Origin of the sequence: Massilia niabensis, assembly GCF_042655085.1 — a bacterium.
GTDB classification, from domain to species: Bacteria; Pseudomonadota; Gammaproteobacteria; order Burkholderiales; family Burkholderiaceae_D; genus Telluria; species Telluria niabensis.
The window spans coordinates 301,094-323,381 of record NZ_JBHSMU010000016.1 but is presented as its reverse complement, the minus strand read 5'-3'; the positions used below and the strand labels follow the sequence as shown (position 1 = coordinate 323,381).

General features: G+C 62.1%; 18 protein-coding genes. 11 read left to right on the top strand and 7 right to left on the bottom strand.

The window, feature by feature from the left end; all coding sequences use genetic code 11:
• Positions 1-28: 28 nt before the first annotated feature.
• Positions 29-1,270, bottom strand: coding sequence for an MFS transporter (locus ACFPN5_RS22335; protein ID WP_379786034.1), 1,242 nt, complete (start codon positions 1,268-1,270; stop codon positions 29-31).
• Positions 1,271-1,438: 168 nt separating this feature from the next.
• The gene (locus ACFPN5_RS22330) at positions 1,439-2,467 is read right to left on the bottom strand and encodes a CDP-6-deoxy-delta-3,4-glucoseen reductase (protein WP_379786033.1); all 1,029 of its coding nucleotides are present in this window, start codon (positions 2,465-2,467) and stop codon (positions 1,439-1,441) included.
• Between the two features lie 12 nt (positions 2,468-2,479).
• Here ACFPN5_RS22330 and ACFPN5_RS22325 point away from each other — a divergent pair, with 12 nt between their 5' ends.
• On the top strand, positions 2,480-3,391 hold the full coding sequence (locus tag ACFPN5_RS22325) for a sugar nucleotide-binding protein (protein WP_379786032.1): 912 nt from the start codon (positions 2,480-2,482) through the stop codon (positions 3,389-3,391).
• 38 nt (positions 3,392-3,429) lie between these two features.
• Positions 3,430-3,693: a hypothetical protein gene (locus tag ACFPN5_RS22320; protein ID WP_379786031.1), complete on the top strand. Its 264-nt coding sequence runs from the start codon at positions 3,430-3,432 to the stop codon at positions 3,691-3,693.
• 109 nt (positions 3,694-3,802) lie between these two features.
• On the opposite strand, the gene ACFPN5_RS22315 is transcribed toward ACFPN5_RS22320, so the two are convergent.
• The 5 genes from ACFPN5_RS22315 to ACFPN5_RS22295 all read right to left on the bottom strand — a co-directional run bounded on the left by ACFPN5_RS22315 (position 3,803) and on the right by ACFPN5_RS22295 (position 11,513).
• Positions 3,803-4,390, bottom strand: a complete 588-nt coding sequence (locus ACFPN5_RS22315; RefSeq protein WP_379786030.1) for a glycine-rich domain-containing protein — start codon at positions 4,388-4,390, stop codon at positions 3,803-3,805.
• Positions 4,391-4,569: 179 nt separating this feature from the next.
• Complete coding sequence (locus ACFPN5_RS22310) at positions 4,570-6,426, bottom strand: sensor histidine kinase (RefSeq protein WP_379786029.1); 1,857 nt, start codon at positions 6,424-6,426, stop codon at positions 4,570-4,572.
• Positions 6,427-6,625: 199 nt separating this feature from the next.
• On the bottom strand, positions 6,626-7,507 hold the full coding sequence (locus tag ACFPN5_RS22305; RefSeq protein ID WP_379786028.1) for a glycine-rich domain-containing protein: 882 nt from the start codon (positions 7,505-7,507) through the stop codon (positions 6,626-6,628).
• A 264-nt stretch (positions 7,508-7,771) separates the two neighbouring features.
• Positions 7,772-9,502, bottom strand: a complete 1,731-nt coding sequence (locus ACFPN5_RS22300; protein ID WP_379786027.1) for a sensor histidine kinase — start codon at positions 9,500-9,502, stop codon at positions 7,772-7,774.
• A gap of 256 nt (positions 9,503-9,758) precedes the next feature.
• Positions 9,759-11,513 carry a glutamine--tRNA ligase/YqeY domain fusion protein gene (locus tag ACFPN5_RS22295; protein WP_379786026.1) on the bottom strand — a complete coding sequence of 585 codons (1,755 nt, stop codon included), beginning with the start codon at positions 11,511-11,513 and terminating at the stop codon, positions 9,759-9,761.
• A 259-nt stretch (positions 11,514-11,772) separates the two neighbouring features.
• Between ACFPN5_RS22295 and ACFPN5_RS22290 the strand changes: the two genes are divergently transcribed.
• The 9 genes from ACFPN5_RS22290 to ACFPN5_RS22250 all read left to right on the top strand — a co-directional run bounded on the left by ACFPN5_RS22290 (position 11,773) and on the right by ACFPN5_RS22250 (position 22,095).
• Positions 11,773-12,063: a DnaJ domain-containing protein gene (locus tag ACFPN5_RS22290; RefSeq protein ID WP_379786025.1), complete on the top strand. Its 291-nt coding sequence runs from the start codon at positions 11,773-11,775 to the stop codon at positions 12,061-12,063.
• 59 nt (positions 12,064-12,122) lie between these two features.
• Entirely contained in the window at positions 12,123-12,632 is a 510-nt protein-coding gene (locus tag ACFPN5_RS22285; protein WP_379786024.1) for a hypothetical protein, read from the top strand.
• Complete coding sequence (locus tag ACFPN5_RS22280) at positions 12,629-13,417, top strand: hypothetical protein (protein WP_379786023.1); 789 nt, start codon at positions 12,629-12,631, stop codon at positions 13,415-13,417. The genes ACFPN5_RS22285 and ACFPN5_RS22280 overlap by 4 nt, the downstream gene beginning before the upstream one ends.
• Positions 13,418-13,434: 17 nt before the next feature.
• Positions 13,435-14,307 (top strand): hypothetical protein, encoded by an 873-nt coding sequence (locus ACFPN5_RS22275; RefSeq protein WP_379786104.1) that lies wholly within the window; start codon positions 13,435-13,437, stop codon positions 14,305-14,307.
• A gap of 177 nt (positions 14,308-14,484) precedes the next feature.
• Positions 14,485-15,702 carry an MFS transporter gene (locus ACFPN5_RS22270; protein ID WP_379786022.1) on the top strand — a complete coding sequence of 406 codons (1,218 nt, stop codon included), beginning with the start codon at positions 14,485-14,487 and terminating at the stop codon, positions 15,700-15,702.
• A 148-nt stretch (positions 15,703-15,850) separates the two neighbouring features.
• A complete protein-coding gene (locus tag ACFPN5_RS22265) occupies positions 15,851-18,655 on the top strand; it encodes a type VI secretion system Vgr family protein (RefSeq protein ID WP_379786021.1) in 2,805 nt (934 codons plus the stop codon).
• A gap of 45 nt (positions 18,656-18,700) precedes the next feature.
• Complete coding sequence (locus ACFPN5_RS22260; protein ID WP_379786020.1) at positions 18,701-20,314, top strand: hypothetical protein; 1,614 nt, start codon at positions 18,701-18,703, stop codon at positions 20,312-20,314.
• A gap of 3 nt (positions 20,315-20,317) precedes the next feature.
• A complete protein-coding gene (locus ACFPN5_RS22255; RefSeq protein ID WP_379786019.1) occupies positions 20,318-21,445 on the top strand; it encodes a hypothetical protein in 1,128 nt (375 codons plus the stop codon).
• A 170-nt stretch (positions 21,446-21,615) separates the two neighbouring features.
• On the top strand, positions 21,616-22,095 hold the full coding sequence (locus tag ACFPN5_RS22250) for a hypothetical protein (RefSeq protein ID WP_379786018.1): 480 nt from the start codon (positions 21,616-21,618) through the stop codon (positions 22,093-22,095).
• Positions 22,096-22,288 lie beyond the last annotated feature (193 nt).

The following is a 22,288-nucleotide window of genomic DNA, read 5'->3' as shown; positions in this document are numbered from 1 at the left end:
ATTTTTGCCGCGTCCCGCACGCTTGGAGCTAGTTCACCTTGTTGTGATGCGGGAAGCGGTCCATTTTCGACAGCACCGGGAACAGCACGGCCCAGAGCCCGGTCACCGCCAGCGTCGCCGCGCCACCGAGCAGGATGGCGCGCACCAGGCCGAACCAGCCGGCGGTCACGCCTGACTCGAATTCCCCGAGCTCGTTCGAGGCGCCAATGAAGACGGCATTGACGGCGCTGACCCGGCCGCGGATGTCGTCCGGTGTTTCATACTGCACCAGCAGGTGGCGCACGTAGACGCTGACCATGTCGCCGGCCCCGAGCACGAACAGGGCGACCAGGGCGACGGTGAAATTGCTGGTCGAGCCGAGCACGAGCGTGGCCACGCCGAATACGGCAACACCGCCGAACATCCAGGCCCTGACCCGGCGCCGCAGCGGGAAGAAGGCCAGCATGATCGAACAGATCGCCGCGCCCGCGCCCGGCGCCGTGCGCAGCCAGCCGAGCGCAGTCGGACCGGCGTGCAGCACGTCGTGCGCATACGCGGGCAGCAGGGCAGTGGCGCCGCCGAACAGCACCGCGAACAGGTCGAGCGAAATGGCGCCCAGCACGATCGGGCGCGAGCGCACGAAACGCAGGCCCTCCAGCAGGGTGTGCCAGCTGGCGGGCTCCATGCTGCGTACCTGCGGCGCGCTCCTGGTCGAGGCCATGAGCAGGGTCGCCAGCGCCAGCAGCGCGGCCGAGATCATGTAGACGGTCGTCGGGCCGAACGCATACAGCAGCCCGCCGAGCACCGGGCCGGCAATCACGGCGACGTGGAAGGTCGACGAGGCCAGCGCCACCGCCTGGCCGAAGTCCTTGTCCGGCACCAGGTTGCGCAGCACCGCCTGCGAGGCGGGCATCATGAAGGCGCGCGCGCTGCCGAACAGCACCAGCACGGCGAACACGGGCCAGACCACCCGGCTGCCGCTGGCGGTAAAGGCGAGCAGCAGGCCGCTCACCAGCAGCTGGGTGAGCATGCACAGCACGATGATCTTGCGCCGGTCGTAGCGGTCGGCAACGTGGCCGGCCCACAGGATCAATACCAGGAAGGGCGCGAACTGCGCCAGGCCGATCAGGCCGAGGTCGAACAGGCTGCCGGTGATCTGGTACACCTGCCAGCCGACGGCCACGCTCTGCATCTGGACGGCGAGGGTGCCGAGGAAGCGGGCGGAGAGGTAGAAGGAGAGATTCGGGTTGCGCAGGACGGCAAGGCCGCTGGAGGGGGAAAGCTGGGACATGAAGGAGGCACATTGCTGGCGGGGATGCCAATTGTGCCTGAATCATGAGACCGCTGCTGTAGGGTGGACGGGTTTTCCCGTCCACGCGTTCAAATTACGTTTGAAACGCCTGCTCGGATGATTTGGTCTGATTGAACGCGTGGACGGCAGAGCCGTCCACCCTACGCCTTATTCCCGCGCCAGGTCCGCCTCGGTCGTAAACGCATCCGCATAAAACTCCTCCGCCGGCAGTCCGCATTGCGCCACGTACTCGCTGCGCGCCGCATCGACCATCACCGGCGCGCCGCAGGCGTACACCTGCCAGCCGGAGAGGTCCGGGATGTCCTGCATCACCGCCGCGTGCACATAGCCGGTGCGGCCCGTCCAGGCATCTTCCGGCAGCGCGTCCGAGATCACCGGCACGTACTGGAAGTCGGGCAGGGTGGCGGCCCAGGCTTCGCACAGTTCGTGCATGTACAGGTCTTGCGGACGGCGCCCGCCCCAGTACAGGCGGACCGGGCGCGTCGACTTCAGGTGCATCAGGTGTTCGACCAGGGCCTTGACGGGAGCGAAGCCGGTGCCCGAGGCGAGCAGCACGATCGGTTTATCGGATTCCTCGCGCAGGAAGAAGGTGCCGAGCGGTCCCTCAAAGCGCAGGATGTCGCGCTCCTTCATGGCGCCGAACACGTGGTCGGTGAACAGGCCGCCGGCCAGGTGCCGGATGTGCAGCTCGAGCGGGCGCTCCAGCGAAGGCGCGCTGGCGATGCTGTAGGCGCGGCGCTTGCCGTCTTTGAGCAGGAATTCGACGTACTGGCCGGCGCGGTACGCGAGCGCCTCGTTGGCCGGCAGCTGCAGCGTGACGATCGCCACGTCCGGCGCCGCGCGCGTGATCGACTGTACCCGGGTCGGCATCTTGCGGATCGGGTATTCGCTGCTGCCGGCGATTTCACGCGCCTCGATCACGACGTCTCCGTCCGGCACCGCGCAGCAGAACAGCGACATGCCCTGCAGCTTTTCCTGCTCGGTGAGGGCGCGCGCCTGGTGCGGCTTGTGCGCTACCACGCCGTCGACGACCTTGCCCTTGCACGAGCCGCAGGCGCCGTTCTTGCAGCCGTACGGCAGGCCCACGCCGGCGCGGATCGCGGCCGACAGGACGGTTTCGTCGGCTTCGCAGGCGAATTGGTGGCCGCTTGGCTGGACAGTGATCTGGAACGTCATACAATCCTCAAAATGAACTACAACAAAAAATTTCTGAATTCGCCGAATGTGCCTATTGGGCGCCCGCGCCTGCTCCTGGTCGGCTGCGGCGATGTCGGCATGCGCCTGCTGCCGCTGGTGGTACCGCGCTTTCGCGTGTTTGCCGTGACGAGGGACCCAGAGCATGCAGCTGCGCTGCGCGCGGCAGGGGCGATGCCGGTGATTGCCGACCTCGACCAGCCGGCAACGCTGGCGCGCCTGCGCGGGCTCGCGCACTCCGTCGTGCACCTGGCGCCGCCTCCGCCCGCGGGCGCCCGCGACGTCCGCACACGTAACTTGACCGCCATTCTACCCGAGGGGGCGCATGTCGTTTATGTCAGCACGAGCGGCGTTTACGGCGATTGCGGCGGGGCCTTGATCGACGAAACCCGGCCTGTTGCGCCGAAAAACGCCCGGGCGGCACGGCGCGTGGATGCCGAGCGCGTCCTGCGCGCCTGGGCGCGGCGCGCGCGCGGCCAATTGGCGATCCTGCGCGTGCCCGGCATTTATGCGGCGGACCGCCTGCCGCTCAAGCGCCTGCGCGAGGGCACCCCGGCCCTGCGGGCGGAAGACGATGTCTATACCAACCACATCCAGGCCGACGACCTGGCAAAGATTGTCGCGCTGGCACTGTTTCGCGCGCGCCCCGGGCGGGTCTATCATGCATCCGATGACACGCGCCTGAAAATGGCCGACTATTTCGACGCCGTCGCCGACGCCGCACGGCTACCGCGCCCGCCGCGTTTGCCGCGCGCCGACCTGCGCGAGGTGGTGTCGCCGGTGCTGCTGTCCTATATGTCGGAGTCGCGCCGCCTCGACAACACGCGCATGCGGCGCGAGCTCGGCGTGCGGCTGCGCTACCCTAGCGTCCAGCACGCGCTGGCACAGTGGCCGCTGGTAGAATAGCGGCCCTTCCCGAAAAGCAATTTACAAGAGCCACCATCATGACGACCCTGACTTACGAAGCATTCCTGGACGAAATAACGACCCTGCTCACCGAGATCTACGACCTCGACGACGAGGCCGCCATCAAGCTGGTCGTCGACGCCCAGGCTGACGATTATTTCGTGGCGCATGACGATCACGAGGCAATGCGGACGGTCGATCAGGCAAAAAAAGAGGCAAAGGCTTTATTCGAAAGCAAGCAGAACAAGCAGCAGACGCAGGAAAGGCAGCAGCTGCGCGCGCGTCAAAGCAAGAAGCCGTAAGCAGGCGTTCACAACACCTCACCAATCGGCGCGACGATCCTGCTGCGTACCAGGTACATCACCCGGTGGCTTGGGCACGCTGCGGCCAGCCACCGGGACGTGGGAAGTATCACGCTGACTTGGCCATGCCCGGGCCATTGCCCACGCCGATGCAGTAGGCGGTTCGGGCGCCGGCTAGCTTCGCAATGCCCGGGCCGCCCGTGCCGAAGCAGCATGCTGTCTGGGCGGCGTCAGCTTTCATGTCCGTCGTGCCGGTACACCATGCCGTCTGGACGGCGCTAGTCGGCGCACGCTCGCCAATGACACCGGCGGCACGCACATATGACACGCCGAAGCTCGACTCATACAGTTCGCGCATGCGCTCGCCTGCGTTATGCCGCTCCCCGCTGCCGTTTTCTTCGTCCATTCCTACGTAGGGATAGTGGTGCAGGAAATAGCCGAAGACCTCCTCGCAATCGCGGGCGTACTTCATCGTGTCGAGGATGTGGTAGTGCCAGAAGGTGTCAACGTCGTCGAGCGGAGCGACCGGTTCATTCGGGAAAGTTTTGCACAGGTACAGGAAGCGGCGGTACTCGGTTTCCACGGTGGTGGCCTGTTCCAGCGACCAGCCTTCGCCGGATTCCACATGCATCAGCTTCTTCCTGATCGGGTTGAGGTCCAGGGCGGAGATGAGAGCGAAGTCGTTATTCGAGATCATGATCTATCCTTTTGTCTTGGTATTGCATCGTTGTTTTAATTGGCGCTGCGGCATCGATGAGCGATGCTGGCAAGTAGGTCATTCTCATCCGGTGGCTGCTCTTAGTGAATACTGGGAAACCATCGGTTGAGATTCTCTATCGCAAGCTCAGCCCATTGATTTCCGTGACATGAGCAAGGTCAACTGATTTCCTGTGGCAGACGCCACATACGATCAGGCCCCGCTTCCGCCAGGTATTCGGGCACCAGCACCGGGGCCACGGAGAGCAGGTTCGAGGCCGCCGGGATCGAGACATAGACGGTCGTGCCGCGATCTGGTCCACTGGTGATGAGGCACCTGCCTCCCAGGATACGCACCCGCTCTTCGATGCCAACCAAGCCAAAGGAACCGGGCTTCTGGCCGCCCGTCTGGATCAGGCCGATGCCGTTGTCGCTGACCGTCATCCAGATCGAATCCGGATCGACCGCCAGTTCCACCCGCACTGCGGTAGCGCGCGCATGGCGCGATACGTTGGTGAGCGACTCCTGGAGAATGCGGAACAGCGTCGTCGCGCAGCGGTCGCTCACATGCAGGTCGAGGTTGTGCGACACCAGTTCGCAGGCCAGGCCGGTACGCCGCTGGAATTCGGCGATCTGCCAGTCAACCGCCGCCGTCAGGCCCAGGTCGAGCACGTTCGGTCGCAGGTCGTTGATGATCTGGCGTACGCTCTTGATGGTGGCATCGATCTGATCGAGCATCCAGCGTGCGCGCGTGCGCAGGCGCGGGTGGAGCCCATTGGTGCGCGAGGCCAGCAGGTCGACCTCGATGCGCAGCGCCAGCAGGTTCTGCCCGAGGTCGTCGTGGATCTCGCGCGCGATGCGCTTGCGCTCGCTTTCCTTGATGCTTTCCGCATGCGCCGCCAGGCGGCGCAGGTTGTCATTGGTTTTTTGTAGTTTTACTTCGCTCGCCCGCAGTTCCCCTGCCATTTCTTCGGCCAAGCCTATGGCACGCCGGCGCGACGAACTGAGCGTCTGGAACAGCGCGTACAGCAGGGCAGTGCCAATCATTCCGGCCAACATCGCTACCCAAGGCAGGGCGCTGTCGATGCTGGAATACATGCTGCGCTTGTCCACGCTGAAATCGATGTCCCAGCCGCGTCCGCCGACCCCGACCGGCAGCAGCGCACGGAACTCGACTCGCTCGTCCGGCGCAGCGCCCGGACGGTTGTCGAAATACACGGTACGTCGGGAGGCGCTTGGATCTGCCCCAGAATCCTCCAGCGGACTCATGTCGGAAATGACGAGCCTGGTGGCGTTTTTCGGCATGTTGTCGAGCGCGGCTTGGGCGAGGCGGTCGGCGCTGAACTCGATCCCGACCGAACCGAGGTAGGCAGCGCGACGCTGGGATACATCCTGCAGGGGCATGAACGGGCGGTAGACTGGCATGCGCATTCCCAGGCCGCTTGGTTTCGACGCAACCTTCACCCGCACACTCGAAGTCGACACTTCGCCGGTGTCACGTGAGTTCGCCAAGGTCGACGCAACCCCTGGCCTCGCCTGTAGGTCGATGCCGATTTGTTCCGCCTGGGCCGTGACTGGTTCGACGAAAGTCAGCACGGTGTATTCCGGGCGGCGGCCCTCGGGCACAATCCTGGCGCTGCGCCCCCGTCCATCGATGTTTTGTAACATCCGGGCTTCGGAGCCGGAACGTTCGGCATCGGTGATGCTACGCGCGAAGTTGATCGTCTCGATAGCGGGGAACTGGTGGGGAAGGTCACGGCCGGCCACGTATCGGCGGAATTCGTCGCGCGAGACTTCCTCGCCCGCGAGGAACAGGCTGGAGGTTCCTCGCAGCAAATCAGCAAAGGTCTTGATGCGCCCATCGAGGATTGACTGGACGGTACGCGCCGTCTGGTCGAAACGCTTGTGCGCGTCGTTTTCGATCGACTGGCTGGTGCTGGCATGCAGGCCCGCTCCGACGCCCAGCGACAGCAGCGCGCCCAACCAGGCGCCATGCTTGATCGATTTGATCCGTGTGATCCAAGCTGCCGTACCCATGTCATCCATTTAGCCGCGATTTATTTGATGTGGATCAGAATCCTCCAGATAGTGGCCGGCTGAAACCTAGCGGCGTTGATAGTTGCGCGATGTTCCAGGACGGGTGGGTACCGCATGGGGGCCGTAGTAGAGAGTCGACGCAGGATGTATATTACCGGTGGCCTACGCATCCTTTGCGCGGCCACCGGAACATGTGAAATCAGGCTGCTTGCGGGACGGCCTTTCCGGGGCCGGTGCCGACGCCGATGCAGTAGGCAGTCTGGACATCGGCTGCCTTGAGCATGCCAGGGCCGGTGCCGACGCCGATGCAGTAGGCAGTCTGGACATCGGCTGCCTTGAGCATGCCAGGGCCGGTGCCGACGCCGATGCAGTAGGCGGTCTGGACGTCGGCTGCCTTGAACATGCCGGGGCCGGTGCCGACGCCGATGCAATAGGCGGTCTGGACGTCGGCTGCCTTGAACATGCCGGGGCCGGTGCCGACGCCGATGCAATAGGCGGTCTGGACGTCGGCTGCCTTGGGCATGGCGGGGCCGGTGCCGACGCCGATGCAGTAGGCGGCCTGTACATCGGCTGCCTTCAGTATGCCGGGGCCGGTGCCGACGCCGATGCAGTAGGCCGAGTTTGCTGCTTGGCTCATGGTGGGAGCGCATGCCGTTTGCACATCAGCAGCTTCCATGGCGCCGTCGGTCCTCAGCGGACGCACATACGACAGGCCGAAGGTGGACTCATACAGCTCGCGCATGCGCTCGCCAGCCTGCTGCTGCATCTCCTTGTCGTCTTCGCCCATCAAGCCGAGGTAAGGGTAATGGTGCACGAAGTAACCGAAGGCCTGCTCGCAATCGCGAGCGTATTTCATCGTGTCGAGGATGTGGTAATGCCAGAACGTGTCGACATCCACGCGCGGCGCCATTTGCACATTCGGAAAGGTGGTCATCAGGTACAGGAAGCGGCGGTACTCGTTTTCGATGGCGTTGGCGTGTTCTGGCGACCAGCCTTCACCAGATTCCTTGTGCATCAGTTTGACTTTGATCGGGTTCAAATCGAGGGCGGCAATGCGGGCGAAGTTGTTATTCGAGATCATGATCTATCCTTTTGTTTTGGCTACTGCATCGTTATTTTGAGTTGGTGTTCTGGCTATCGATGTAGTGATGCTGGCAAATGGTCAGCCCTCCTCAGGGGTTGTTGTTGTCGTCAATGTTGACGCGAAGCATTGATATGGATTGTCTACCGCAAGCGCCCGAAATTCGTTGATTTTCCGCAAGTTGAGTCGCGTCAACAATTTTCTTGTGGCAAATACGCCTACAACAGGACGGGAAGTAGGACTACAAGGCTGGAATCGCTGCGCTTACATTCCATCGAACGCGGGATAGGAAGCAGGGGGCACATAGGCCACGGAAAGGAGATTGTCGGCGGAGGGAATCGACACATGGACGGTCGTGCCGCGATCCGGTCCACTGGTGATGAGGCACTTGCCGCCGAGAATGCGGACCCGTTCTTCGATCCCAACCAGGCCGAAGGAACCGGGCTTCTGGCCGCCGGTCTGGGTCAGGCCGATGCCGTTGTCGCTGACTGTCATCCAGATCGAATCCGGATCGACCGCCAGTTCCACCCGCACTGCGGTAGCGCGCGCATGGCGCGAGACATTGGTGAGCGACTCCTGGAGAATGCGGAACAGCGTCGTCGCGCAGCGGTCGCTCACATGCAGGTCGTTGTTGTGCGAGACCAGTTCGCAGGCGATGCCCGTGCGCCGCTGGAATTCGGCGATCTGCCAGTCAACCGCCGCCGTCAGGCCCAGGTCGAGCACGTTCGGTCGCAGGTCGTTGATGATCTGGCGCACGCTCTTGATCGTCGCGTCGATCTGCTCGAGCATCCAGCGCGCCCGCGTATGCAGGCGGGGGTGGCGCCCGTTGGTGCGCGAGGCGAGCAGGTCGACCTCGATGCGCAGCGCCAGCAGGTTCTGCCCGAGGTCGTCGTGGATCTCGCGCGCAATGCGCTTGCGCTCGCTCTCCTTGATGCTCTCCGCATGCGCCGCCAGGCGGCGCAGGTTGTCGTTGGTTTTCTGCAGTTTCGCTTCGCTCGCCCGCAATTCCCCGGTCATTTCTTCGGCTAGCCTGATGGCACGCCGGCGCGACGAACTGAGTGTCTGGAACAGCGCATACAGCAGGGCAGTGCCAATCATTCCGGCCAACATCGCTACCCAAGGCAGGACGCTGTCGATGTCGGAATACATACTGCTCTTCTTCACGGTGAAATCAATGTCCCATCCGCGTCCGCCGGGGCCCAACGGCAATCGTGCATGAAACTCGGCCTGTTCGTCGGGGATTGCACCAGGCAGGTTGTCAAACAACACGGTGCGAAGGTAGATACCCGGCGTGTCGGGTTCGGCGACCGGACTCGTTCCGGCAATCACGAGACGTGTCGCGTTTTTCGGCATGTTGTCGAGCACGCCCTGGGCGAGGCTGCTGACGCTGAATCCGATCCCGACCGAACCGATGTAGGCGGCGCGGCGCTGGGCCACATCCTGCAAGGGCGTGGCGGTGCGGTACACCGGAAAGCGCATTGCCAGGCCGACCACTTTCGATCCGATCAGCACCGGGCCGCCTGTAGTCAATACTTCGCCTGTGTCGCGCGCATGCGCCAGGAGCGCTGCAGCGCCTTCCCTGTTCTGGATGTCAACACCGATCCGATTGACCCAGGCTGCGCCTGGTTCCATGAAGGTCAGCACCGTGTATTCAGCGCGCCGACCCTCGGGCCTGATACTCGCATTGCGCCCGCGACCGTCGACGTTTTGCAACATTTTTGTTTCGAACCGGTCGCGTTCAGCATCAGAGAAATGCTGGGCGAAGTTAATCGACTCGACCGCGGGGAAGTGGCGGGGAAGGTCGAGACCGGATACATAGCGATGGAACTCCTCGCGTGTAATCTCGTCGGCTGCGCGGAACAGGCTGGCTGTTCCGCGCAGCAGGTCCGCGTAGGTCTTGATGCGCCCGTCGAGAACCGACTGGACGTTGCGGGCCATATGGGTAAAACGTGCTCGCGCGTCGTTTTCGATCGCCTGGCTGGTGCTGACGTACAAGCCGACACCTACGCCCAGCGACAGCAGGGCGCCTAACCAGGAACCCAGCTTGATCGCTTTAATCCGCGTGACCGGGTCGGCCCTGGTTTCCATTTCCTATCCAATTGATGTGCTTGTTTGATATGAATCAGAATCCACCAGACCGCCCCTGCATGAAACCTGTCAGTTCTGCTAGTTGTGTCGCACGGGCGACTGGCGAAAAAAATCCCGCCGCAGGAAACCCTGGGCGGGACCGGTCAGAGCAGGTTCGAGGCAATTACTTGCCCGAGCTATCCTTCAGCGTCGTCACCCGATTGAACACCGGCTTGCCCGGCTGCGAATCGACCTGGTCAGCCACGAAATAACCGTGGCGCTCGAACTGGAAACGCTGCTCGGCAACTGCCGCCGCCATGCCCGGTTCCAGGTAGGCGGTGACGGTTTCCAGCGCGTTCGGGTTGAGCAGGGACTTGAAGTCCTTGCCGCCCGCGTCCGGATGCGGATCGAGGAACAGGCGGTCGTACAGGCGCACTTCGGTTTCCAGCGCGGTGGCGGCGCTGACCCAGGTGATGTTGCCCTTGACCTTGTAATTGTCCGCGCCCGGCGTGCCCGATTTCGAATCCGGGAAATAGTTCACGTGCACAGCCGTAACCTTGCCGTTCTCGTCCTTGTCGTAACCGGTGCACTCGACCACGTAGCCATACTTCAGGCGCACGCGGCTGCCGGGCTGGTCACCGACCGGCGGCGTGAAGCGGAAATAACCCTTGGTCGGGGTTTCCATGAAGTCTTCCTGCTCGATCCACAGTTCGCGCGTGAACGGGAAGGTGCGCACGCCCATCTCGGGGTGGTGCGGGTGGACCGGCGAGGTGCATTCGTGCGCTTCGCCTTCGGGGAAGTTATCCACGATCAGTTTCAGCGGGCGGAGCACGGCGATGGCGCGTGGCGCCTTCGGGTCGAGGTCGTCGCGCAGGGAACCCTCCAGCGTGCTCATGTCGATCCAGCCGTCGGCTTTCGAGACGCCGATGCGCTCGCAGAACAGCTGGATCGATTCCGGCGTGTAGCCACGGCGGCGCAGGCCGACGATGGTCGGCATGCGCGGGTCGTCCCAGCCGGTGACGATGTTTTCATCCACCAGCTGGCGCAGCTTGCGCTTGGACATGACGACATAGGTCAGGTTCAGGCGCGACATCTCGTACTGGCGCGGCACCGGCGGCTGGAAGAAGCCGCCCTCGGCCACGGTGGCGACCAGCCAGTCGTAGAACGGGCGGTGGTCCTGGAATTCCAGCGTGCAGATCGAATGGGTGATCGATTCGAGCGCATCCGACAGCGGATGGGTGAAGTCGTACATCGGGTAGATGCACCAGTCGTCGCCCGTGCGGTGGTGGTGCGCATGGCGGATGCGGTACAGGGCCGGGTCGCGGTTGGTCATGTTCGGGGACGCCATGGCGTCCTCGCTCATCTTTGCGCGCAGGATGTGCTCGCCGTCCTTGTACTTGCCGGCCTTCATGTCGCGGAACAGCTGCAGCGACTCTGCCACCGGACGATTCCGGAAGGGCGAATTCGTGCCCGGCGTGCCGAAGCTGCCGCGGTTTTTCGCCATGTCTTCGGCGCTCTGGCTGTCGACATAGGCGTAGCCCTGTTCGATCAGGTATTCGGCCATCGCGTAGAGCTGGTCGAAGTAGTCGCTGGCGTAGTGCAGGTATTCCTCGCCGCCCTGCTCCCACGAAAAGCCCAGCCACTTGACGCTGTCCATGATCGTGTCGACGTATTCCTGGTCTTCCTTCTCGGGATTGGTGTCGTCGAAACGCAGGTGGCAGCGGCCGGCGTAGTCGCGCGCCAGGCCGAAGTTCAGGCAGATCGATTTCGCGTGGCCCACATGCAGGTAGCCGTTCGGCTCCGGCGGGAAGCGGGTAATGACCGAAGGCATACCCTCGCGCGTGTGGGTGCCGGCCGCCAAGTCGTTGTCGATGATGGCGCGCAGGAAATTTGACGAGGGCGCGTTCGCCGTCGCCGCTTTGTTCTTCTCAATGCTCATGAAATCGGGGTTCGGAGGGTAAAGTAACTGGCATTTTACCGTAGACACGAGCACGCGTTCTGGCTATGTGGTAAAGCGCACGGTTCGCTGTTTATGCACAGGTCATACTGTACGCAAATCCTGGGGCAGGCAGGGCTGATTGCGGGCGACAGGCGGGCAGCAGGGGACGTTTCTGCGTCGTGGCAGCCTGTCAAGTTAGCCCTTTCTATAGGATAATCCTTTTTTGCCGTCCCTCGGCACCAGCCAGAGAGTTCCAAACGTGGAAAATTTATACGCGATCCTCGGCGTCGCGCCGAATGCCAGCGACGAAGAGATCAAGAAGGTCTACCGCTCGCTGGCGATGCGCTACCACCCCGACCGAAACGACGCCCCGGGCGCGGAGGCGCGCTTCAAGGCCGTCACCAAAGCCTACGAAATCCTGTCGGACCGCGCCAGGCGCGAGGAATACAACCAGAGCGTGAACCACCGCATCGTGCTCGACGCCGAAGCCGAGGCCTTCGAGCTGTGGCGCTCGCTGTTCGCGCTGAACGGCGTCACCCTGCAGCCCTGACCGGGCCGGCGCAGCGATTGCGCATCGCATTTACGAGACACGCATTTACAGGACACAACATGAAAAAAGTACATCCGGAATTCGCCTACCAGTCGCGCGAACTCGAAGGCCAGATCGACGGCACGCTGGGCGATCCGCCCAACCGCAAGAACTACAACATGATGGTCGACGCACTGGTGTCCGAATACGCCGGCGGTTCCGGCATCGACGACGTCAACCTGATGGCCTTCGCCCTCGTTGACAAGATCAAGTTCCTCGACCCGAAGGGCTTGATGCGCGAAGCGGCCGACTATGCCGGCAGCGATCCGGCAAGCGTGTTCGCAATGGCCGAGTGCACGGGCGAGGTCGGCGCCGCGATGTACGCGGCGATGACGGAAAACTATCCGGAGCTGGCGCGCCAGGCGATCATCACCGCCTTCCTGTTCAAGCACCAGCAGCGCTGGGAAGACGACGACCAGTCGCTCGAGCAGCTCGGCAAGAACGACGAGGGCGACGACGACGAGATGGACGACGTGGCGGCGACCGACGACTTCACCCAGATCTTCGACGGCGAAGGAGAACGCGAATGAGCGACAAAGCGAGCAACAACGCCAACCTGCCGGCGCTGAGGGAGCAGGTCAGCGAACTGGTACTGGCCGGCTCCCTGCAGCACGCCGAAGAGGCGTTCTCGAAGGCGGCCGACGAGCACGGCGACTATGCCGTGGCCGAAGTGCTGTCGACCTTGCCGCCGCAGGTCACAGCCCTGCACCTGGCCGGCTTCGACGGCAGCAAGACCTCGCTGGCGACCATGCTCGTGCCGCCCAAGGCCTGGGCCGACAGCCTGGCCTACCTGGCCGCGACCTGGCCCGACAACATGATCGAGGACGACCCCGAGCGCATCGCCGAGGGCCTGTTCAACCACGTGCATGGCGTTGTCTACGCCACCGAGGACGAAGAGCGCCGCCACGACCTGCTGGCTGAAGCCTCCGCCACCGACCACGGCGCGACCGTGTTCGCCATCCTGTGGTCGCTGGCCCCGAAAGAGATCATGGAAGTGGCCGGCGAAATCAACTTGAAGGGCCGCTACGTCACGGGTCAGACCTCGTCCGACAGCGACATCATTCCGCTGGCGATCGACCTGGCGCGGGCCAGCGAAGACGGCTGGGAGCGTTCCCTGATCGAACTCTTCCCGGAATTCCGCCATAGCAACGAAATGGCCGAGGCCGAGTTCCCGGACGACCCGGACGAAGACCCCAGCTTTCAGCAGCGCACTACGCGCGACCTGCTGTACCGCCTGCGCAAGCAGGTGCCGTCGGTCCGCACCATGCCGCGCCGCAGTACGCGCAAGAGCATCGGTTCGGACATCTTCTCGTGAGCGGAGCACAAGCAACGATGCTGCCCGCAATCGTCATCGAAAAGCTGCCCCGCCTGGTGCGGGCAATCAAGCTGCTTCCGAGCCAGGCCAACGCCGACGAGGCGATCGCGCTGGCCGACGAGCTGTCCTCGATCACCGCGATGGTGGCTGAAAAGTTCACCAACGACCGCACCGCCGAAGGCATCCAGCGCGCGCTGATGCTCACCGTCGGCGGCATGTCGCTCGGCCTCGAGCACCTGGTCGATGACGACAGCGACGAGACTGCGCTCGACATCCTCATCACCGATGGCGCCGAGTACGTGTTCCAGGCGGGTTTCCGCATGATCCGCGAACTATCCGCGCTACCCGAGGACAGCCTGGTCGGCGAATATGACCTCGATCCGATCTACTCGAACCGGCGCCTGAAGGAGCTGTTCGTCGACATCTGCACGGCCGACCCGGGCGAAACCTGGACCGGCTACGAGCGCTACCTCGGCCAGTTGCGCCAGCGCGAAGGCGTGCAGGCGATCGTGCGCGCCGCCCAGTGGCTGCGCAAGAACCACTACAAGGGCCCGGTCACCGACCCGGACCTGAACGCGGAAGGCGTGATCGCGCTGGCGATCATTTTCGCCATCGACGGCGGCGGCACCATCGTCGCCCGCACCGGCCAGAAGGAGTTCGAGGGCTTCGTCAGGTCGGTCCGCAAGAACAATCCGGACTTCGAAGCCGGCTGGGCGGCCCTGCTGGACAAGGTGCCGGCGCCGCACCGCGCCATCATCGCCGAGCGCGTGCAGGCCTACCGCCACAGCTGCACCCTGTTCCAGAGTATCCGCAGCAAGGCACCGATGAAGCAGCTGGTGGCCGAGCTGGAGAACTATGCGGGGTCGGAGCTGGATACCGAGTATCCGTAAGCGCGTCGCGTCGCGTCGCGATGGGCTGGCGTGCGTTGAACGCGTGGACGGCAGAGCCGTCCACCCTACACCCTTCCGATAACAGGTAAGGTTCCGCAAGCCGGCGTAGGGTGGACGGGTTTCCCGTCCACGCGTTCAACACACACGTGCGTCACCGATAACCAAGCGCGATCCCCCATGTCTCCTCCCGCCATCACCGCCGGCAGCACCGACTTCAAACGCATCAACCGCGCCATGGCCTTCGGTGGCTTTTCCACCTTCGCATTGCTCTACAGCGTGCAACCCTTGATGCCCTTGCTGGCGCGCGACTTTGCCCTGACGCCTGCCCAGAGCAGCCTGGCCCTGTCGATCTCCACCGCCGCACTGGCGATCTCGCTGCTGCTGTCGAGCGTGCTGTCGGAGCGCTTCGGTCGCAAGCCCCTGATGGCCGCGTCCATGCTCAGCGGAGGCCTCCTGACCCTGCTCGCCGCCTTTACCCGCGATTACACCCAGCTCCTGGTGCTGCGTGCGCTGCTCGGCTTCATGCTGGGCGGGCTGCCCGCCGTGGCAATGGCCTACCTGAGCGAAGAGATCGAAGGGGGCTCGCTCGGCCTGTCGATGGGCATGTACATCAGCGGTAGCGCCTTTGGCGGGATGACGGGGCGCGTGCTGGCCTCGGTCATCAGCGATTTTTATTCATGGCGCATGGCCCTGGGCCTGCTGGGCGCGGCGGGCCTGTACGCGGCCTGGGAATTCTGGCGCAGCTTACCAAGCTCAAAACGCTTCCGGCCAGGGAAGGGCGGCTTTGCAGGCCTGGTCGACGGCATGCGCAAGCACGCACGCGACGCCGGGCTGCCCTGGCTGTTCGTGCTGTCCTTCCTGCTGATGGGTTCTTTCGTCAGCCTGTATAACTACATCGGCTACCGGCTGCTCGGACCTGAATTTTCGCTGCGCCAGAGCGCAGTCGGGGCGCTGTCGGTGCTCTACCTGCTGGGTATCTTCAGTTCGGTCTGGGCCGGCAAGCTGGCCGACCGCCTGGGGCGCCGCAACGTGCTGTGGCTGGTGATGTCGTTGATGTCCGTCGGCTTGCTGCTGACCCTGCTCGGCAACCTGGCCGCGGTCGTGGTCGGCGTCGGCATCTACACTTTCGGCTTTTTCGCCTCGCATTCGGTGGCGAGCAGCTGGGTCGGACGGCGCGCACGGCCACCGCAGGCGCTCGCCTCGGCGCTCTACCTGTTCTTCTACTACCTTGGATCGAGCGTGGTCGGCTGGGTGGCGGGTTACGTGTGGGAGCACGGCGGCTGGAGCGGCGTTGTCGCCCTGCTCGGCGCGATCCTGGTGGCGGCAATGCTCATCGCGCTGCGGCTGCGGGGCCTGGCGCCGCTCGACTCGACGTCGCCCACGCCGCCCGGCTAGCCGCAATTCATAACCCGCTCAAGGATTGATGCGGGTCATGCTCACATTCATCTTTGCATACTGACGCTCCGGTAACATCGACGGTTGGTATCCATCCGGAAATGCAAAGGAGTGCGCAGATGGCAGCGATGTCGGTCCCGGTGTGCGCATGAACGCACCCGATTTCTCCTCCCTCGGACTGTTCGGCACTGGTCTCAGCCAGCATGCCCGCCTGATCACCCTCACCACCGCCCAGGATAGCGGCCTGCCCGAAGCGCTGGCGGCCGAGCGCTTCACCGGCCGCGAAGCCGTCAACGAACTGTTCTCCTTCGATATCGATGCGCTCAGCACGGCTACAAGCCTGGACCTGTCGCTGTTTCTCGGCGAAGAGCTCACGGTCGGGCTCTTGCAGCCGGATGGCGCGCGCCGGCAGTGGCACGGCATCTGCACCGGCGCGATGTGGCTGGGTGCCGACGGCGGCGTCGCGCGCTACCGGCTGCGCCTGGAGCCGGCCCTGGCGCTGCTGGCGCTGCGGCGCGACAGCTACATCTTCCAGGACAAGAACGCGCGCGATATCGTGATCGAACTGCTGGCCGATTATCCGCCCGTCGCTTTTGACTTCGACATCACCCGGGAACTGCCCGCGCGCGCCATCTGCACCCAGTACCGCGAGAGCGATCTCGACTTCTTTGTCCGATTGCTCGCGTCCGAGGGCCTGAGCTGGCGCTTCGAACACGAGCCGGCCGGGAACGACGGCCAGGCCCGGCACCGCCTTGTCATCTTCGACAGCAGGGCGCGCCTGCCCGCGATACCCGGCATCGACGCCATCCGCTTCCACGGCGTGCGCGCCACCGAACGGGACGACGCGATCGACGATTTCCGGGCGCGCCGCGCGGCAGCGGCCAATAGCGTGAGCATCAGCAGCTGGGATCCCGCGCAATTGCTCGCCCCGGGCGCCGAGCAGCAATCGAACCTCGACGCGGGCGACCTGCCGCAGCTGGCGGTCTACGACGGCAGCGGCGAACGCATCGCCAGCGACCGCCGCACGGCGGACACGCACAGCAGCGGCATGCTGCAGGCGCTCGAGATGGACAACAAGGTATTCGAGGGCGCCGGCGCGGTCCGGCGGCTTGCGGCCGGCCACACGTTCACCCTGACCCAGCATGAGCGCTATCCAATCGGTGAGAACGCCTTTACGGTGCTGTGGGTGCGGCACGACGCGCGCAACAACTTTCACACCGGGATCGCGGGCAGGGCGGACGGGGTGGAAAACGGCACCTATCGCAACACTTTTGGCTGCGTGCGCGACGCCGTGGCGATCGTCCCGGCGCTGACAAGCGCGCCGCACAACGCCACCGCGCCCGGGCCGCAGTGCGCACTGGTGGTTGGGCTGAGCGATTCGGTCGCCACCACGAACCGCGACCATCAGGTCCGGGTGCAGTTCGCATGGCAGCGCGGACGCGCCGCCAACCCCGGCGGCATGGCGCACGACACCGACGACAAGGGCTGCGCACCCGGTAACGACACCTCGGGCGCCTGGGTGCGCGTGGCCGAAGCCCTGGCCGGCCCCAATTGGGGAACCCAGTTTGTGCCGAGAATCGGCACCGAAGTGCTGGTCGATTTTATTGAAGGCGACATCGACCGTCCCGTGATAGTCGCCCAGCTCTACAACGGCGCGGATGCGCCGCCCTTTGCCGCCGGCGTCGACTCGGGCGCGAACCATGCCGGCGTCCTGTCCGGCATCCACACCCACAACTTCGACGGCGGCGGATTCAACCAGTGGCAGCTCGACGATGCCACCGGCCAGCTGCGCACCCGGCTGGCCACCAGCACCGGCGCGACCCAACTCAACCTCGGCTACCTGATCCATCAAGTGCCGGGCTCCGCACAGCGCGGCGCCTGGCGCGGCAGCGGCTTCGAGCTGCGCACCGATGCGTGGGCCGTGCTGCGCGGAGGCGAGGGCGTGCTGCTGTCGACCAGCGCGCGCTCGCGCCAGGGTAGCGGCGTGAGCTCGACGCAGATGGATGCGATGGAGGCGCTGTCGCTGCTGAAGGGCGCTGCCGCGCTCGGCCAGACGCTGGGCGACGCGGCCGCGCAGCAGCAGGCGCTGTTCAGCAAGGATGGGGCGAAGGCGCAGGCCGCCTTGATCGCGCAAATCGATCCCAAGGCCAAAGGAAAGCACGCCGGCGCCGTCAACGGGCACACCGCATTGAGGGCACAGCCCGGCGCGCGCGATCTCGACGCTTCGCAACCGGTAGAAAAATTCGGCGCAGCGATCGTGCTGATGGACTCGGCGGCCAGCATCAACTGGGCCACGCTGGGATCGACCGTGATCTACGCCGGGCAGCAGCTGCAATGGACGACCCAATCGGACCTGCACATGACTGCGGCGCATACGGTCTCGTCCGTGGCCGGGAGAGCCGCCAGCCTGTTCACCCACGCGGGCGGCATCCAGGCGATTGCGGGGAATGGCCCGGTATCGCTGCAGGCGCATACCGATGGGCTGGAAATTTTGGCGGACAAGGAGATCACGGTGATGTCGGTGAACGACTGCATCGAGATCAAGGCCAAGGAAAAGATCGTGCTGCAGGCGGGGCAGTCGGCGATCACGCTGGAGGGGGGAGATATTACGTTTGCTTGCCCGGGGAAGTTTTCGGTGAAGGGGGGGAAGCATTTGTTCGATGGCGGCGCACGCAAAGCCGCTAATTCACCCAATCTGCCTGGTGAACTGAGCGAGGAAGCCAAGCACTGGATTGCCTTGCACTATCTCGACCCTGAACTGGCAGAAGGGATACCCGACGTCGACTACCAGATCCATTTTGAAGAAGGATCAGTATTGTCCGGAACACTCGACAAGGATGGCCAGGCAATGCACGAGAACGTTCTGAATAAGCCGGTCAAGAAGGTCGTGTATGTGCCACGCAAGCCGACTAAAGAGCCATCACATGATCCGCTAGAAAAGTTGATTGGCTAATCACACCGCTTCTTTCAAATCCTGCTTCACCCCAGGGAGTACTTGATGGCAGAGGTAAATGCGACACAATTGCGCGACGCGCTAGCCTGGGCGACAGACGAAGAAGAAGCACACGCGCTGAGTACGAACCCGTTCGTATGGTTTTGGGAAGCGATCGAAGGAGACTTCAATGAGAACAGGTCGACCTCGCAGATTCTCATCGATGCGGGCATCTCAATGATCCCCCTTGTTGATCAGGTATGCGATCTACGCGACCTTATCGCAAACTGCAGAAAGCTCTCGAAAGACCAGACGGACCTCTGGAACTGGGTCGCACTAGTGTTGACGCTTATTGGACTTTTTCCCGCTTTGGGGTCGCTAGTAAAAGGCGTCCTCAAAATATTCTTCGGATTTGTCTGGAAGTATGGCGCGGACAAAATATCGGATGCGGTCGATGCCGCAATGAGCTGGACCATCTCATTTCTCCGTCGTCGTCGGGTACAGGAGTATTTGAAGGCTCACAAAGTCGACGAGATATTGAAATGGTTGGCCACTGAAATCAAGGGTGTTCGGGCAAAGATCAAGGTAAGCGAGTTGACAGCAGCGTTTGACAGAACGATTAAAGTCGTAGAGGTAATGAGCGGCAAAGTTCAGCTTGTTCCCGTACTCGGCGGCAAAGCAAAGCAAGCTTTGGTGGAGATTAAGAAGATTCGGTTAGCGGCAGACAAGCACTTCGCCCGGGCATTGAAGCCCGTGCAAGACATAGTCGACACCGCGATATTACGACTGGAACGGGAAGCGCTGCAGAGTCGGAACGGAATCGTCGACGTGAAGAACATCCATTACAGGGGGGCGCTACCGGAGGCGGCAGCAGTAGCATTGATGCGTAAGCGGAAACCAAAATGGCTCACAAAAAAAGCTGGTGCTGTTCATCCTGAGATTGAACCCGATGACGTACGCTTTGACGTCGATGCTAAAGCTTCGAGCAAAACCGCCAGTGGAAAACCTAAAGATCGTAAGGATATATTTCCCGCTTTAACAGACGAGAATATCCGCTCGTTTCACACGTTAACGGCTGCGGCAATCAAAGGGCCAGCTCGTCTATACCGAATTCTCGCACCGAATAGTCGGGGAATGAGCGATTGCTGGGTAAGCGAGGAAGTTTTTAAAAAGCTTCAGAGTGCCGCCGATCCGAAGTCAGCCTGGCGTCAGTTCCTTGCTGTCTGGCCGGACTGGAATGTTGACGGCCAATTTGTGATCTACGACATCAAGGCAGGAGAGTCTCTTAACGTTTGGCGGGGTACAGCATCAAGCCAGACGAAAAGCAGTTTGCCCGGCTACCAGCTGGAAGGCGGGTACGAGCAAATTGTTTTTAAGGTAGAGCGAACCGATCCACGCAATGATCGCATGCTGTACTACAAGGTGGGTGGCGGGAACAATCCAAGATTGGGGAAGCCGATGACGCAGAGCGAAGTCTCTTCAATAACCGCAACAATGAATGCATCTCAGCGGAAGGCTTTCTTTGATTCACACCTGTCTGTTCGAGAAAAAATAGCTCACCCCAACATCAGTGGTCCCTTTGAAACGGGATGGGGGTACACTGAATTTGATGGAGCCGGGATGGCATCAAAAATTGGTCTTCCCGATTTGCCTGGACAAATAACATCAACGGGACGATAGACGATGACTTTTATCACGAAGAATGATATGCCGACTCACCTGACCTCATGGCAGAAAGCTCAGGCCGCAATGCTGTATCATTTTACGTCGGCCGAGTACCTGATTGGTCTACACAAAATGGTAGGAGACCTGCTTAACGGCTTCGTGGATCCTCTGCTGGAAGCAGCGAAAGCTCAGGGGCGAGATAACGTATTGTTTAGCGAGACTTGGGGCGAAAGAAATTTTTCGAGTAATTGGGAGAATAATGCTTGGCCGTTTCTGAGAGACCTCCAGATATCAATTGCTACAAGCATCGCACGGCGCCAGGCAAAACAGTTCAGTGTGACGGCTGTTAACGAATCGCTGAGGGGAGTAGCAGAGTACTCTACTGATTGGACAACGCCAGGTGAAGAGCGGCTCTTGAACCTGGCACTTGCCACTATCAGCGAATATGCTGCGCCTCACGATAAATCGGTGGAAATATACCAAAACAAGTGGAACGACTACCGTTTCGCCTACGTTTATCGAGCGTTTGCCCGACTCATGTTGAAAGTTCCTAAGTTCCAAGTGCGCGCAGAGGTTAGTGGCTTCTCCGGTGAGGTGCCACCGCAGACCGGCGTTTATATGTCCGTTGACGATCCGCATGCGTCATTGCAGTTCGTTTGGAGCGAACCTGCTGGCCCGAAAATTCGGACGTCTAACACATTTAATGAAATTGGCCTTGCTGCACTTTCCTTTGTGGGGCGTCAGTCGCTGTGGTTCGATGAAGCGAAAATGTTCGAGTTCGCGACTGCAAAACCGTACGCGGAGCGTTTCCGTGATTCAGTCTTTCTCTACGGAGAACCCTACCCGTCGCTCGCGCCAGCGGCGGTGGCACGTTCCGCGTTCAAATCACGGCCATGCCAATGGGCGTTGGTCGATATTGTTCCAGGCGAATTCGAGGGCCCGGATTTATTCCATGAGCCGGAAGTTGTACAGTCTGAAGTGCACAATCGCATTGCAGGTGGAGAGCTATGCACGAAAGAGGGATATTATTTCACGCCATCAATGCCTGGAACGCGACGCTATTTCGCTATTGCTGAGACTGCGCCGAATCTGAGCTCATCTTACGGGAAGACTTATTGGCAATGGGATGCAAACCAAGAGCAGTAGCTGATTGCATTATCGGCAGCGGCAAGTCCTGGTCAACGGACAACTATTAGCGCTTCCACCTTGGACAGCACAGGAAAGTCAGCGTTGGCAGGACCGGAAGCATTGTGCTTCGAGGTAGGTGAAATTTTATTGAAAGAGGGATTTTACTTTTCACCCGCGAGCACGAATTCATGCCGCTATTTCCAGTATGGGGAACAGTTTTCCGCTTTGCGCTCAGCCAGATGGATTACTGGTCAGGGTGGATGTCGAGGGCGGACGAAAATCGCTACGGCGGATATTTGAACAAATGTGTCGAAATTGCGCACAATATTGTCTTGACTGAGGGAGCGTATTGGGACGAGTTGCCATTGTCGCCCTACATGGGCGGCGTTGTGCCTATCACTAAGCCACCGCAATGGCCTGCCTATCGGATCAGTCAAAGTGTCAAGGTGGAGTCAGGCAAGAAAACGGAAACGAGCGGGATCTATGTCTCTAACGTACCGCAGAGTTGTGCTCAGTTTCTCAGCACCAATTATGCCGTAGCACCGGTTGCAAGGGCGCTCGTCGGCCATCAGGATTTGCTGGAACCGACAACTGGAGAGAAATACGATGAGCAGCCTATCTTCGAGGAGCGGCCCTGCGTTTGGTATCTGGTGGAGCACGTAGATTAGCCGGGCGCAGGAACGCAATAGGACGATGAGCCGCACCATTGCAGGGGATGGGTGCCGAAAGACTGGTTGCCACTTTACGCCTACTTGTACAGACTTTCGCCGAATTTTTCAGGAACGCGCAGTGATGCTTAATGTCGAGACCTCCTGCGGTATCGAAATCGGACGGTGGGATCGTAGTCAGACTTAAGGGACG

Excerpts from the sequence above, each read along its gene's own strand:
- ACFPN5_RS22335 (WP_379786034.1), bottom strand. The coding sequence starts at position 1,270 with ATGTCCCAGCTTTCCCCCTCCAGCGGCCTTGCCGTCCTGCGCAACCCG.
- ACFPN5_RS22330 (WP_379786033.1), bottom strand. The coding sequence starts at position 2,467 with ATGACGTTCCAGATCACTGTCCAGCCAAGCGGCCACCAATTCGCCTGC.
- ACFPN5_RS22325 (WP_379786032.1), top strand. The coding sequence starts at position 2,480 with ATGAACTACAACAAAAAATTTCTGAATTCGCCGAATGTGCCTATTGGG.
- ACFPN5_RS22320 (WP_379786031.1), top strand. The coding sequence starts at position 3,430 with ATGACGACCCTGACTTACGAAGCATTCCTGGACGAAATAACGACCCTG.
- ACFPN5_RS22315 (WP_379786030.1), bottom strand. The coding sequence starts at position 4,390 with ATGATCTCGAATAACGACTTCGCTCTCATCTCCGCCCTGGACCTCAAC.
- ACFPN5_RS22310 (WP_379786029.1), bottom strand. The coding sequence starts at position 6,426 with ATGGGTACGGCAGCTTGGATCACACGGATCAAATCGATCAAGCATGGC.
- ACFPN5_RS22305 (WP_379786028.1), bottom strand. The coding sequence starts at position 7,507 with ATGATCTCGAATAACAACTTCGCCCGCATTGCCGCCCTCGATTTGAAC.
- ACFPN5_RS22295 (WP_379786026.1), bottom strand. The coding sequence starts at position 11,513 with ATGAGCATTGAGAAGAACAAAGCGGCGACGGCGAACGCGCCCTCGTCA.
- ACFPN5_RS22285 (WP_379786024.1), top strand. The coding sequence starts at position 12,123 with ATGAAAAAAGTACATCCGGAATTCGCCTACCAGTCGCGCGAACTCGAA.
- ACFPN5_RS22280 (WP_379786023.1), top strand. The coding sequence starts at position 12,629 with ATGAGCGACAAAGCGAGCAACAACGCCAACCTGCCGGCGCTGAGGGAG.
- ACFPN5_RS22275 (WP_379786104.1), top strand. The coding sequence starts at position 13,435 with ATGCTGCCCGCAATCGTCATCGAAAAGCTGCCCCGCCTGGTGCGGGCA.
- ACFPN5_RS22270 (WP_379786022.1), top strand. The coding sequence starts at position 14,485 with ATGTCTCCTCCCGCCATCACCGCCGGCAGCACCGACTTCAAACGCATC.
- ACFPN5_RS22265 (WP_379786021.1), top strand. The coding sequence starts at position 15,851 with ATGAACGCACCCGATTTCTCCTCCCTCGGACTGTTCGGCACTGGTCTC.
- ACFPN5_RS22260 (WP_379786020.1), top strand. The coding sequence starts at position 18,701 with ATGGCAGAGGTAAATGCGACACAATTGCGCGACGCGCTAGCCTGGGCG.
- ACFPN5_RS22255 (WP_379786019.1), top strand. The coding sequence starts at position 20,318 with ATGACTTTTATCACGAAGAATGATATGCCGACTCACCTGACCTCATGG.
- ACFPN5_RS22250 (WP_379786018.1), top strand. The coding sequence starts at position 21,616 with ATGCCGCTATTTCCAGTATGGGGAACAGTTTTCCGCTTTGCGCTCAGC.